The sequence below is a fragment of the Streptomyces genisteinicus genome (genome assembly GCF_014489615.1).
Classification (GTDB): domain Bacteria; phylum Actinomycetota; class Actinomycetes; order Streptomycetales; family Streptomycetaceae; genus Streptomyces; species Streptomyces genisteinicus.
The window spans coordinates 5,136,947-5,150,196 of record NZ_CP060825.1 but is presented as its reverse complement, the minus strand read 5'-3'; the positions used below and the strand labels follow the sequence as shown (position 1 = coordinate 5,150,196).

12 protein-coding genes are annotated in these 13,250 nt (G+C 70.3%); 4 read left to right on the top strand and 8 right to left on the bottom strand.

Going from position 1 to position 13,250, the window contains the following annotated elements:
• Window positions 1–42 precede the first annotated feature (42 nt).
• The 4 genes from gcvT to IAG43_RS22460 all read left to right on the top strand — a co-directional run bounded on the left by gcvT (window position 43) and on the right by IAG43_RS22460 (window position 4,387).
• Window positions 43–1,158 carry a glycine cleavage system aminomethyltransferase GcvT gene (gcvT, locus tag IAG43_RS22475; protein WP_187742500.1) on the top strand — a complete coding sequence of 372 codons (1,116 nt, stop codon included), beginning with the start codon at window positions 43–45 and terminating at the stop codon, window positions 1,156–1,158.
• A 79-nt stretch (window positions 1,159–1,237) separates the two neighbouring features.
• Window positions 1,238–1,615 carry a glycine cleavage system protein GcvH gene (gene gcvH, locus IAG43_RS22470; RefSeq protein WP_187742499.1) on the top strand — a complete coding sequence of 126 codons (378 nt, stop codon included), beginning with the start codon at window positions 1,238–1,240 and terminating at the stop codon, window positions 1,613–1,615.
• 11 nt (window positions 1,616–1,626) lie between these two features.
• On the top strand, window positions 1,627–2,886 hold the full coding sequence (glyA, locus tag IAG43_RS22465; protein WP_187742498.1) for a serine hydroxymethyltransferase: 1,260 nt from the start codon (window positions 1,627–1,629) through the stop codon (window positions 2,884–2,886).
• Window positions 2,887–3,016: 130 nt separating this feature from the next.
• Window positions 3,017–4,387 (top strand): L-serine ammonia-lyase, encoded by a 1,371-nt coding sequence (locus IAG43_RS22460; protein ID WP_187742497.1) that lies wholly within the window; start codon window positions 3,017–3,019, stop codon window positions 4,385–4,387.
• Window positions 4,388–4,681: 294 nt separating this feature from the next.
• On the opposite strand, the gene IAG43_RS34590 is transcribed toward IAG43_RS22460, so the two are convergent.
• The 8 genes from IAG43_RS34590 to IAG43_RS22420 all read right to left on the bottom strand — a co-directional run bounded on the left by IAG43_RS34590 (window position 4,682) and on the right by IAG43_RS22420 (window position 12,766).
• A complete protein-coding gene (locus IAG43_RS34590; RefSeq protein ID WP_246574504.1) occupies window positions 4,682–6,205 on the bottom strand; it encodes a hypothetical protein in 1,524 nt (507 codons plus the stop codon).
• A gap of 202 nt (window positions 6,206–6,407) precedes the next feature.
• The gene (locus IAG43_RS35005) at window positions 6,408–6,533 is read right to left on the bottom strand and encodes a hypothetical protein (RefSeq protein WP_281403975.1); all 126 of its coding nucleotides are present in this window, start codon (window positions 6,531–6,533) and stop codon (window positions 6,408–6,410) included.
• Window positions 6,534–6,635: 102 nt separating this feature from the next.
• Complete coding sequence (locus tag IAG43_RS22445; protein ID WP_187742495.1) at window positions 6,636–7,610, bottom strand: carbohydrate kinase family protein; 975 nt, start codon at window positions 7,608–7,610, stop codon at window positions 6,636–6,638.
• Window positions 7,611–7,734: 124 nt separating this feature from the next.
• Complete coding sequence (gene metK, locus IAG43_RS22440; protein WP_187742494.1) at window positions 7,735–8,943, bottom strand: methionine adenosyltransferase; 1,209 nt, start codon at window positions 8,941–8,943, stop codon at window positions 7,735–7,737.
• Window positions 8,944–8,987: 44 nt separating this feature from the next.
• A complete protein-coding gene (locus IAG43_RS22435; RefSeq protein WP_187742493.1) occupies window positions 8,988–9,635 on the bottom strand; it encodes a class I SAM-dependent DNA methyltransferase in 648 nt (215 codons plus the stop codon).
• 68 nt (window positions 9,636–9,703) lie between these two features.
• The gene (locus tag IAG43_RS22430; RefSeq protein ID WP_187742492.1) at window positions 9,704–10,702 is read right to left on the bottom strand and encodes a DMT family transporter; all 999 of its coding nucleotides are present in this window, start codon (window positions 10,700–10,702) and stop codon (window positions 9,704–9,706) included.
• Window positions 10,702–11,700, bottom strand: a complete 999-nt coding sequence (locus IAG43_RS22425) for a PLP-dependent cysteine synthase family protein (RefSeq protein WP_187742491.1) — start codon at window positions 11,698–11,700, stop codon at window positions 10,702–10,704. Before IAG43_RS22425 ends, IAG43_RS22430 begins: the two co-directional genes overlap by 1 nt.
• 79 nt (window positions 11,701–11,779) lie before the next feature.
• A complete protein-coding gene (locus IAG43_RS22420; RefSeq protein ID WP_187742490.1) occupies window positions 11,780–12,766 on the bottom strand; it encodes a class I SAM-dependent methyltransferase in 987 nt (328 codons plus the stop codon).
• Between the last annotated feature and the right edge of the window lie 484 nt (window positions 12,767–13,250).

Genomic DNA, 13,250 nt, shown 5'->3' with positions numbered 1-13,250 from the left:
GGGGAGGATTGTCCTCGCCGTCATGCCCTGGGAGCCCTACCTATGAGCACTTCGCCCCGCCGCACCGCGCTCGATGCCCTGCATCGCTCGCTGGGCGCGACCATGACCGACTTCGCCGGCTGGGACATGCCGCTGCGGTACGCCAGCGAGCGCGACGAGCACAACGCCGTCCGCACCCGTGCCGGGCTGTTCGACCTCTCGCACATGGGCGAGATCACCGTCACCGGCCCGCAGGCGGTGGACCTGCTCGACCACGCCCTGGTCGGCAACATCTCGACGGTGGGCCCCGGCCGGGCCCGGTACACGATGATCTGCCGCGAGGACGGCGGGATCGTCGACGACCTGATCGTCTACCGCCTCGGCGACACCGAGTACATGGTCGTCGCCAACGCGGGCAACGCCCAGACCGTGCTGGACGCCCTGCGCGAGCGCGCGGCCGGCTTCGACGCCGAGGTGCGCGACGACCGTGACGCCTACGCGCTGATCGCCGTGCAGGGCCCGGAGTCCCCGGGCATCCTCGCGTCGCTGACGGACGCCGACCTGGAGGGCCTGAAGTACTACGCGGGCCTCCCCGGCACCGTCGCCGGCGTCCCCGCCCTGATCGCCCGCACCGGGTACACCGGCGAGGACGGCTTCGAGCTGTTCACCGAGCCGCAGCACGCGGAGAAGCTGTGGACCGCGCTCACCGAGGCCGGCCGGGACGCCGGCCTCATCCCCTGCGGCCTGTCCTGCCGCGACACGCTGCGCCTGGAGGCGGGCATGCCGCTGTACGGGCACGAGCTGACCACCGCGCTGACCCCGTTCGACGCGGGCCTCGGCCGGGTCGTGAAGTTCGAGAAGACCGGTGACTTCGTCGGGCGCGAGGCCCTGGCGGCCGCCGCGGAGCGGGCCGCGCAGGCTCCGCCGCGCAAGCTGGTCGGCCTGATCGCCGAGGGCCGGCGGGTGCCGCGCGCGGGGATGAAGGTCGTCGCCGGCGGCGAGGTCGTCGGCGAGGTGACCTCCGGCGCGCCGAGCCCCACGCTCGGCAGGCCGATCGCCATGGCGTACGTCGACGCGGCCCACGCCGCGCCCGGCACCGAGGGTGTCGGGGTCGACATCCGTGGTACGCACGAGCCGTACGAGGTCGTCGCGCTGCCGTTCTACAAGCGCGCGAAGTGATACTCCGGGCGCACGACGTGACCGCCCGCACTCCCCTCCCGTTCACCACCACTCCCCCGCGTACAGGAGAATTCACCCCATGAGCAACCCGCAGCAGCTGCGCTACAGCAAGGAGCACGAGTGGCTGTCGGCCGCCGAGGACGGCGTGTCGACGGTCGGCATCACGGAGTTCGCGGCCAACGCGCTCGGCGATGTCGTCTACGCCCAGCTCCCGGAGGTCGGTGACACGGTGACCGCGGGCGAGACCTGCGGCGAGCTGGAGTCGACCAAGTCCGTCAGCGACCTCTACTCGCCGGTGTCCGGCGAGGTCGTCGAGGCGAACCAGGACGTCGTCGACGACCCGTCGCTGGTGAACTCCGCCCCCTTCGAGGGCGGGTGGCTCTTCAAGGTGCGCGTGAGCGAGGAGCCGAAGGACCTGCTCTCCGCTGACGAGTACTCCGAGTTCTCCGGCAACTGAGGATCATCCCTATGTCGCTTCTGAACACCCCTCTCCACGAGCTGGACCCGGACGTCGCCGCCGCCGTCGACGCCGAGCTCCACCGCCAGCAGTCCACCCTCGAGATGATCGCCTCGGAGAACTTCGCTCCGGTCGCGGTCATGGAGGCGCAGGGCTCCGTCCTCACCAACAAGTACGCCGAGGGCTACCCGGGCCGCCGCTACTACGGCGGCTGCGAGCACGTCGACGTGATCGAGCAGATCGCCATCGACCGCATCAAGGAGCTCTTCGGCGCCGAGCACGCCAACGTGCAGCCGCACTCCGGCGCGCAGGCCAACGCCGCGGCGATGTTCGCGCTGCTGAAGCCGGGCGACACGATCATGGGCCTGAACCTGGCCCACGGCGGTCACCTGACCCACGGCATGAAGATCAATTTCTCCGGCAAGCTCTACAACGTGGTCGCGTACCACGTCGACGAGCAGACCGGCCAGGTCGACATGGCCGAGGTCGAGAAGCTCGCCAAGGAGTCCAAGCCGAAGCTGATCGTCGCCGGCTGGTCCGCGTACCCGCGGCAGCTGGACTTCGCCGCCTTCCGCCGGATCGCGGACGAGGTCGGCGCCTACCTCATGGTCGACATGGCGCACTTCGCCGGCCTGGTCGCCGCGGGCCTGCACCCCAACCCGGTGCCGCACGCCCACGTCGTGACCACGACCACGCACAAGACCCTCGGCGGCCCGCGCGGCGGTGTGATCCTCTCCACCGCCGAGCTCGCCAAGAAGATCAACTCCGCGGTCTTCCCCGGTCAGCAGGGCGGCCCGCTGGAGCACGTGATCGCGGCCAAGGCGGTCTCGTTCAAGGTGGCCGCCTCCGAGGACTTCCGCGAGCGCCAGCAGCGTACGCTGGACGGCGCCCGCATCCTCGCCGAGCGCCTGGTCAGGGACGACATCACGCAGCACGGCGTCTCCGTGCTGTCCGGCGGCACGGACGTGCACCTGGTCCTGGTGGACCTGCGCGACTCCGAGCTGGACGGCCAGCAGGCCGAGGACCGCCTCCACGAGGTCGGCATCACGGTCAACCGCAACGCGGTCCCGAACGACCCGCGGCCGCCGATGGTCACCTCGGGTCTGCGGATCGGCACGCCGGCGCTGGCCACCCGCGGCTTCCAGGCGGAGGACTTCCGCGAGGTCGCGGACATCATCGCCGAGGCGCTGAAGCCGGAGTACGACGCCGCCGCCCTGCGCGCCCGCGTCACGGCCCTCGCCGGGAAGCACCCGCTGTACCCCGGTCTGTAAGACGGACCACAGCACAACGAAAGGGGCACCGCGCACACTGGACAGTGCGCGCGGTGCCCCGCACCACGTCACCCGCATTGCCGCACCACCGGCAGACAACGGCGTCTACCACCCCCACAAGGAGTCTCCCGTGGCCATCTCGGTCTTCGACCTCTTCTCGGTCGGCATCGGCCCGTCCAGCTCCCACACGGTCGGCCCGATGCGCGCCGCCCGCATGTTCGCCCGGCGCCTGAAGAACGAGGGCCTGCTGGCGCACACCGCCTCGATACGGGCCGAGCTCTACGGCTCCCTCGGCGCGACGGGCCACGGCCACGGCACCCCGAAGGCGGTGCTGCTCGGTCTGGAGGGGAATTCCCCGCGCTCGGTCGACGTCGAGACCGCAGACGAGCAGGTGGAGCGGATCAAGGCGGAGGGCCGGCTCAGCCTGCTGGGCGTCCACGAGGTCGCCTTCTCCTTCGACGACGACCTCGTCCTGCACCGCCGCAAGGCGCTGCCGTACCACGCGAACGGGATGACCGTGGCCGCGTACGACGCCGACGGCGCGGCGCTGCTGGAGAAGACGTACTACTCGGTCGGCGGCGGCTTCGTCGTCGACGAGGACGCGGTGGCCGGCGAGGACCCGATCGTCCCCGACGACACCGTGCTGAAGTACCCCTTCCGCACCGGTGACGAGTTGCTGCGGCTGACGCGGGAGACGGGCCTGTCGATCTCCGCGCTGATGCTGGAGAACGAGAAGGCCTGGCGCTCGGAGACCGAGATCCGCGAGGGCCTGCTGGAGATCTGGCGGGTCATGCAGGCCTGCGTCGCGCGCGGCATGTCGCGCGAGGGCATCCTGCCCGGCGGGCTCAGGGTCCGCCGCCGCGCGGCGACCACCGCCCGCAAGCTGCGCTCCGAGGGCGACGCGGCGGCGCTGGCGATGGAGTGGATCACGCTCTACGCGATGGCGGTGAACGAGGAGAACGCGGCCGGCGGCCGGGTCGTGACCGCGCCGACGAACGGCGCGGCGGGCATCATCCCGGCGGTCCTGCACTACTACATGAACTTCGTCCCGGGCGCCGACGAGGAGGGCGTGGTCCGCTTCCTGCTGGCCGCCGGGGCGATCGGCATGCTCTTCAAGGAGAACGCCTCCATCTCCGGCGCCGAGGTCGGCTGCCAGGGCGAGGTCGGCTCGGCCTGCTCGATGGCGGCCGGCGCGCTGGCCGAGGTGTTCGGCGGCTCCCCCGAGCAGGTGGAGAACGCGGCCGAGATCGGCATGGAGCACAACCTCGGCCTGACCTGCGACCCGGTGGGCGGTCTGGTGCAGATCCCCTGCATCGAGCGCAACGGCATGGCCGCGGTCAAGGCGGTCACCGCGGCCCGCATGGCCATGCGCGGCGACGGCAGCCACAAGGTCTCCCTCGACAAGGTCATCAAGACCATGAAGGAGACCGGCGCCGACATGTCCGTCAAGTACAAGGAGACGGCGCGGGGCGGGCTCGCGGTGAACATCATCGAGTGCTAGGCCTTGCCTGACAAATCCCGCCTGGCGCGCGACGCCCGGCACGCACCCTCGCTGCGTTGTCGGAGTCATCCGAGTACACCCAGTACGAGGATGATCCTCCGCCTTGCGATCGCACGCACCGGACGCCGCGCGCCCCGCCCTTCGGGCGGACGGCGCCATTTGTCAGACAAGGCCTAGGCAGATGGGCCCGGCCAGCGTGTGCGACCGGGGCGCCTGCAGCTCTGGTTCTCAACCGGTCCGGAACGGGCCTTCTTCGTCGCGATCGCGCGTCCGCCGCGCAGGAGGCGCTTGCGCCTACCGACGCTCGCGGGCACTGGCAAGCACCGGATCGCTGTGTTCGATCGCGAGGTAGGTTTCGGCAGTCGTTCCCTCGAGGAGCCCGCTCTCCTCCGAGTCCTCGAGGGACACCTCGACTTGGCGCCTCATCAGAAGATCGCTCCAGGACCGCTCATCGGCCTGCGCGAATCCCCGGCGGACCTCTGCGCGCAGGCGGAAGCCTCGCTCCTCTTCCTGCTCGTAGTAGGCACGGCGAGTGGCTCGGCTGTACTCCTCTCGCTCCTCGTCGTCGACGCCGTGACGCAGGCTGGAGTAAGGCAGGAATACCGACTCGTCCACCGGCATCTCGGACTGCGCCTGGTGCAAGGCGGCGCACGCGGCGAAGAGTCGTCGGGACATGCCCAGGTGGAGGCCGACACCGGGAAGCCGGGCGGCGACGAAGTCGCCGGCACCCCCGTGTGCCCGCAGCGCGGCCTCGCCGGACACGGAGTCGGAGCGCAGTCGGCGCCGAATCTCCCGGGTGGGCTCGTCGTGCTCGACGGGAGTGAGCGAACCCGTGCGATGTCGCAACCGCGTGGAGCGCGCCTTGCTGACGGGGACGAGACGGAGATCCTCCACCGCTCCGAAGGCGATTGCCTGGTAGGCCATCAGCTGTGACCGGGTCACTGCCAGCAGCGCCTCCACATCTTCGGCGATGTAGTCCTCAGCCCCGTCCGGCGGCGGTCCGAGCGGCGGTATCGCGCTGCCGCCGTCAGAAGCCGGAGGTGTGATCGACGTGGTGTCCATCGTCATGAACAGGCAGTCGTCCTCCCACCTCTCCCGGTGCGGCAAGGAGGTGCCGCACAGGACCTGACGATGGGGGACGGTCATCAGGTCACTGCCACCGTTCAGCTGCACCTTGCCGTCCTTCAGACGCCCTTCGCCGAGGTGGCGGCCGGCTTTGGCCTCGACGAGCCAGGGAAGCCGCGGGCTCGGATGCGTGCCCCAGAGATCCGGCAGCCGGAGACTCGCGTCCAGGAACCCCTGGTTGCCGTTGGGGCCGCCGGCCTCGATGTGCCGCGTGCTTCCCAGACCGGACATGCCGACACACGCCCACTGTGCCATGGTCATCCCGAGGTGGTAGGCGAACGCCGAGTGAGCACTGCGCTCGGTCCCGTGCTGATAGACCGCGCTGACGAACAGCCGCCGCCCGGCCGCGTGATCCGGCCCCGACACGTCCTTCATGCGCAGGTAGGCCTGCAGCGGTGCCACCCGCGCGATGAATTCGTTCACCGCCAGCCAGGGCGTCTTCCGGAGCCACGGTGCCAGATCCCGCCCGACGCCCGTGGCCGCCTGCAGGATCTGCCGCCAGGCGGTCGTCGCCAGATAGAAGCCGTCGCCGGGGAGCAGGCCCGCAGCGGGCCACGGGTCCTTGGCACCTTTCCACTGCGCTTCGAAAGGACGCCGGAGCTTGCCGGTACTGCGCACCACAACGGGTACGTCCACGGCATCCGACACGTCGAAGAGGTGGTCGGACGCATCCTCGGGCGGCATCATCACCATGAGCCACACCCTGTCACGTCGTCAATGTCCGCGGTCACCAGCATCCCCGCCGCTCCGCACGTGCTCCCGGGACGGTCGGACCGGCAGGTGAACGGCCCCTGGTGTGTCCGGTGTTCAGGCGCGGCCTGTGAGCAGGCCCGGTCGGCGCGGGTCGGGGCCCTCCTCGCCACGCGGGCGCGGCGCCGGGATCCGGGCGCGTCCGTCAGGACGGCGTCCCGCAGCGCCTGCCCGCCGGGGTCCTCAGGCCCAGTCTGATGGCGTGACCGGCGTTGACGCCGTACGCGACGTCCCTCAAGAGGATCCAGACCGTGCGGAGCAGCGTCCTCATCGGGCAACTCCTTCGAAGCGGGCCCTGGTTCGGGCATCGGAAGGCCGTCCAACCAAACTATACATACCTGTATAGCAACATCCGTGGACCGCCGGTCCCGGCTCAGGAGGGAACGGCGATCCTCTCGCCCACGGTGCGCGCCGCTCCGGCGCCGTAGGCGCGTTCGACGCGTGCGACCAGTTCGCCCGGACGCAGCTCGTACTCCTGGGTCCCGACCGACTCGAGCACCGTGGTGGCCAGCGCGCACCCCAGCTGCGCCGCCTGCTCCTGCGGCCACCCCCACGCCGTCCCCGCGAGGAAGCCGGAGCGGAAGGCGTCTCCCGCGCCCGTGGGGTCGGCGATCCGGTCCGCGGGCACGGCGGGGACCCGCAGTTCGGGAGCGCCCCGGCGGGCGAGGGTGACCCCGTCCGCGCCCGAGGTGGTGATCCAGGTGCCGATCCTGCCGAGCACGTCGGCCTTGGCCCATCCGCTGCGTTCGACGAGCAGGGCCTCCTCGTACTCGTTGGTGAACAGCCACCGCGCCCCGTCCACCAGCCGGCGGACCTGGTCGCGGTCGAGCCGGGCCAGTTGCTGGGAGGGGTCGGCCGCCACGGGGACGGCGAGGCGGTGGGCGGTGGCGGTGTGGCGGAGCATGGCCTCGGGGTCGTCGGCTCCGACGAGCACCAGATCGGGCCGGTGCGCGAGGCCCGCCAGGTCGATGCGGCGGGCCTCGGCCATGGCGCCGGAGTAGAAGGTGGCGATCTGGTTCTGTTCCAGGTCGGTGGTGCAGACGAACCGCGCGGTGTACCGGGACGCGCTGACGCGGACGGCCGAGGTGTCCACGCCGTGGGACCGCAGCCAGGAGTCGTACTCCGCGAAGTCCGCTCCCGCGGCGCCCACGAGTTGGGGTTCGAGCCCCAGCACGCCCAGTCCGAAGCAGATGTTGGCGCCGACGCCTCCTCTGCGCACCTCCAGGGCGTCGGCGAGGAAGGAGAGGGAGACCTGTTCCAGGTGACCCTCGATCAGCTGGTCGGCGAACCGGCCGGGGAAGAACAGCAGATGGTCGGTGGCGATGGACCCTGTCACGGCGATGCGCATGGACGGTACTCCTCACAGCTGTGGCCCGTGAAAGACGCGGGGCGGCGGGGCGGGTGGGTGCCGCACCGCGAAGCGGTGCGCGGCCCGGGGAAGCCGCGCACCGCCGGCAAGTGGCCCGGTGTCCTCAGGCGGCCGCGGCCGCGCGCAGGGCGGCGGCGCGGTCGGTGCGTTCCCAGGTGAACTCGGGCAGTTCACGGCCGAAGTGCCCGTAGGCCGCTGTCCGGGCGTAGATCGGGCGGAGCAGGTCGAGGTCGCGGATGATCGCGGCCGGGCGGAGGTCGAAGACCTGCCGGACGGCCGCCTCGATCCTGGGCACGGCGACCGTGTTGGTGCCGAACGTCTCGACCAGCAGGCCCACCGGTTCGGCCTTTCCGATGGCGTAGGCGACCTGGACCTCGCAGCGTGCCGCGAGGCCCGACGCGACGACGTTCTTCGCGACCCAGCGCATCGCGTAGGCGGCCGAACGGTCCACCTTGGAGGGGTCCTTGCCGGAGAACGCGCCACCGCCGTGGCGGGCCATGCCGCCGTACGTGTCGATGATGATCTTGCGTCCGGTGAGGCCCGCGTCGCCCATCGGCCCCCCGATCTCGAACCGGCCGGTCGGGTTGACCAGGAGGCGGTACTCCTCCGTCTCCAGCTTGATGCCGTCCTGCGCGAGCAGGGTGAGGACGTGCTCGACGACGTGCTCGCGGATCTCGGGGGCGAGCAGGCCGTCCAGGTCGACGTCGCCGGCGTGCTGCGTGGACACCACCACCGTGTCGAGCCGGACCGGCCGGCTGCCGGCGTACTCGATGGTGACCTGGGTCTTCCCGTCCGGCCGGAGGTAGGGGATCGTGCCGTTCCTGCGGACCTCGGCCAGCCTGCGGGAGAGGCGGTGGGCCAGGTCGATCGGCAGCGGCATGAGCGAGGGCGTCTCGGAGGTCGCGTAGCCGAACATCAGGCCCTGGTCGCCGGCGCCCTGCCGGTCGAGCTCGTCGTCGTCGCCCTCGATCCTCCTCTCGTAGGCGGATTCGACGCCTTGTGCGATGTCCGGGGACTGCGATCCGATCGACACCGAGACACCGCAGGACGCGCCGTCGAAGCCCTTGGTCGACGAGTCGTACCCGATGTCCAGGATTTTCGTCCGCACCAGGTCCGGGATGTCGACCCAGGCGGTGGTCGACACCTCGCCGGCGATGTGGACCTGGCCGGTGGTGATCAGTGTCTCGACCGCGACGCGTGCGCCGGGGTCGCGGCTGAGCAGTGCGTCGAGGACGGTGTCGCTGATCTGATCGGCGATCTTGTCGGGGTGCCCCTCGGTCACGGACTCCGAGGTGAACAGTGTGCGGGACATGGCGCTCCAGGGACGTGTCGGATGCGGGCGGCGCCTGTTCTGCGTCACGGGGTGGCGGTGCTCCTGCGGAACACCCAGTAGTCGGCCTTCTCCTCGGCGATGTAGCCGGCGTCCGGCAGCTTGGAGTGGAGCGTGGCGCGTGCGGTGACCTCCGGCGACCGCGCGAACTCCTCGAAGCCGGTCTCGGTGGCGTAGGAGCCACGGGTGGAGACCAGGATCAGTCCGCCGGGCTCGGCGTACTCGATCAGGGTGAGCAGCGCGCCCGGCCGTACGTGTCCGAGGGTGAAGACTCCGCTGCTCACCACGATGCCGTACCGGCCCAGCCGCTCGTCACGCGCCTGCACCGAGAGGTCCACACCGCCGTAGACCTTGCGGTAGGCGTTCGTCTTGCGTGCTTCGGCGGCCATGTTCTCGGAGAGGTCGACGCCGTCGATCTCGTACGTGCCGAGTGTCGCGAGGACGCTGCCGACGAGGCCGGTGCCGCAGCCGGCGTCGAATATCTCGGTCTCCGGCGTCCCGTAGGCGGAGGCGAGCAGGTGCACGAAGTTCGCCGCGACCCTCGGGGCGACCCACTTCTGGTCGGCGAGGTCGGCGTCGTATCCCGGCGCCCAGTCCTCGTAGTAGTTCTTCAGTCCGGGGGCGTCCTCGAAGAAGACGTGCGACTGCTTGACCTTCGCGAAGGAGTGGTTCATCGGCTTACCTCTCTGTCACGTGGGAGTGGCGGTCCGGACTCGGTTCCGGCTGCTTCGGTCGGGCTCGTTCAGGTCGGGGCGGCCATTTCCGACGCGGTGGCTCTGCTGCCGTCCCCGCCGTCCGTGCTCCGGGCGCGCAGCCGGGAGTTCTTCACGTCGAAGAAGAGGTAGACGGCGATGCCCGCGAGGACGAACAGCGCTCCGGTGACTTCCGCCCCGGTGGGCAGCCGGTTCTCCACGGGGAGGCTGAGGACGGCTCCGAAGATGGTCTCCGTGGCGAGCAGCGGGCCGACCAGGGGGACGGGGATCCCCTGGGCCGCCTTGACCCAGATGAGGGTTCCCCACCACGAGGCGATGACCCCGAGGAAGACGCACCACGCGACGATCTTGAACAGCGGATACGGTTCGAAGGTCTCGGGGGGAGTCGAGGCGATGGCGAACGGCAGCAGCACCATGGAGGCGCCGCCGGCGCCCATGGCGACGAGTCCGGCCCAGAGGGTGGGGTCGGGTTTGGTCTCCCAGGTGCGCTGCGACTGGGCGTTGCGGACCACGAAGTAGGACCAGGTGAGCATGGCCCCGAGGGCGAGCAGGATGGCGAGGATCGAGTCGCCGGCGCCGTCGCGGCCCTCGCCCTGGATGAGGTCGGAGACGCTGAGCAGTCCCAGGCCGATCAGGATCAGGATCACGGGGGCGACCAGTTCGCGCCAGGACATGCGCTTCTCGGCGAAGTTCCCGGCGACGGCGATCGTGATCGGCGACGACCCCACCACGACGGCCGTGATGAATCCGCTGTCCATCGTCGCGGAGTACGAGACGCAGATGTAGAAGACGAAGTACCCGACGAAGCCGATCCACAGGCCGAAGACGATTCTCCGTACGGGGATCAGCCTCAGCTGCCTGCGGCCCCGCCACAGGACCCACAGGCCGCAGAGACCGAACAGGGAGTAGCGTCCGGTCACCAGGAGCAGTTCGCTCGCCGGTCGCACGGCGGCCGGGGCGACGAAGGCGAAGGCCCAGAGGAGGGCGGCCGTCAGCGCGGCGAGGACGTTCTTCGGCGTGCTTCCCATTACAGGTCGTCGTCCCGTTCAGAAGTGGCCCCGGGGCCGAAGCCGTTCTCGCTCAGCCACTGCGGGTTGTAGATCTTGGACAGGTACCTGCCCCCGCTGTCCGGCAGCACCGTGACGACGGTGGCCGGCCCCTTCAGCGAGTGGGCCACCCGCAGGGCGCCCCAGACGTTGGCGCCGGACGAACCGCCGCACAGCAGGCCCTCGTGCCGCGCCAGGTGGTGGCACGCGGCGAAGGCGTCGGCGTCGGTGAACCGCAGCACGTCGTCCACGACGGAGAAGTCCATGCACTGCGCGAGGTGGTCCTCGCCGACGCCTTCGACGAAGTACGGGGCGATCTCCGCCGGGTCGAGGACCCCGTGGTGGAACCAGCGGTGGTAGACGGAGCCGACCGGGTCCAGCAGCACCGAGGTGACCGCCGGGTTGCGCTGCTTCAGGTAGCGGGAGACACCGGATATCGTCCCGCCCGTGCTGCCCGAGGCGACGAACGCCGTCACCGCCGGGCCCAGCGCCTCCCAGATCTCCGGTCCGGTGGACCGGAAGTGCGCCTCGGCGTTGAGGGGGTTGTCGTACTGGTTGAGCATGAAGGAGCCCGGTGTCTCGGCGTGGATGCGCCGGGCGCAGGACACGTAGTGCTTCTCCGAGTCCGGGGCGGCCGACGTCGGGCAGATGACGACCTCGGCCCCCAAGGCCCGCAGGGCGTCCCGCTTCTCCTTGCTGACCTTGTCCGGCATGGTGAGGACGGCGCGGTACCCCCGCGCGGCCGCCAGCATCGCGATCGCCGCGCCGGTGTTCCCCGAGGTGTTCTCGACGATCGTCGCGCCCGGTCGCAGCAGGCCGCGGCGCTCGGCGTCCGCCAGTACGTAATCGACCATGCGGTCCTTGATGCTGCCGCCCGGATTCATGAATTCGAGCTTGGCGAAGAGGCGGACGCCGGAGGGAACATCGAAGGTGGTGAGTTCAACCAGCGGCGTGTCACCGATGATCGACTGAACATTCATCTCGCGTCCTCGTATCAGCGGCGTTGTCGGAAATGGCGCGGGATACGGGCCCGTCGGCGGCGGGCCGGTCTCCCGCGGGTCAGAGAGTGGACTCGGGGATCTTCACGGAGTCGAGGATCGCCACGGTGTGACCGACCTTCTCGCCCTTCTCCACCAGGGCGAGGGCCTCCACCGCCGGCATCGCGTGGGGCTCCAGCTCCCTCTCCAGCTGGAGGGCCTGTGCGCCGGCGGCGGCCACGGTGAGACCGGCGAAGACCTCGCGCAGCACGTCGACCGGGTAGAAGTGGAACGGCCCGAGCCCTTCCCGCTCCCACTGGGCGTAGCCGCCGACGACGTCCAGCGGCTCGGACTGGACCTTCCAGGTGTAGGTCAGGATGCTGCCGTTGTATCCGGCGGCGCTGGACAGGGCCAGGATCTCCGACAGGGGTATCCGCGCGCCGATCGAGGAGAGCACGCGCCCTCCGACCCGGAGCATCGGGTGCGCCTGCTGGAGAGCGAGGTAGTGGAGGCTGACCAGGTTCTTCTCGGCGAATCCGGGGATCTCCTCGCTGCGTTCCCCGATGAACGTCGAACTCGTCTGGCCGTCGTCGAGGTCCCCGGCGCCCGCCATGGGGATGTTGGGCAGGTTCTCGTAGACGACGTCCACCTGGTCGACCCGGCCGGCGAGGGGCGCGAGGATGTCCCCGGCGCCTCCCACGAGTTCGACGTCCCGGGCGAGAAGGTTGCCGCGTATGTTCCGCCCCGCGTGGTCGAGCACGTCCTCGTGCAGGTCCGTGAAGCCGACCGACCGCGCGCCGAGGATCTCGACGGCCGCCAGGGCGTCCAGGCCGGCACCCGTGCCGATGGTGCAGAACTTCGGTGCGAGGAAGCCCATCTGAGCGAGTGTCTTGAACGCGGGCACGGCGACGCTGGCGACCCAGTCCGCTCGCGGATCGTCCGCCTTGGGAAGGTAGGAGTGGTCCGACAGCGTGAGTTCGACGGACGGTTTGATGCGTTCCGGCATTCCGATCCGGAAGAAATCGCCCGGGGACACAACCAGTTCCGTGGTGCTGATATGCGAACTCATTTCAGCCTCCTGCGACATGGCTTCGGTTCTGCGGTTACGGAGGAATCCGACCCGGACCGGCGAGAACGCGCGGCGCATCGGACGGCACCCCCATGAGACGTCGTTTCCTCATGACGGCTCACTCACTATTGCCCCGCCGTCCGATCCGCGTACAGGGCCGCCCTGTTGCCACTCGGCTGGCAACAGCAAACGCCGTCCGGGCGTCCGCCGGCGGAGGCGTGGCACGGCCGCGCCGAGCCGCCCGGCCCGGCTCCGTGCGCCGCGCCGCCGGTGCGGGATACGGCCGCGACGGACCCCGGAGGCCCTTTCCGGCCAGCCGTCCGGACGGCGTTGACACGGCGAGAAGCGCGTCCATAGCCTAGCTATACCGGTAGGTATACCTACCTCCCCCGAGCGAAGGAGACAGGCGCGTGCCGTTCCGTGAGTCAGGCCGGGCACTCCAGCGGTGCTGCCCGGACATCGTCATCGTGGCGGCGGGGGAGGT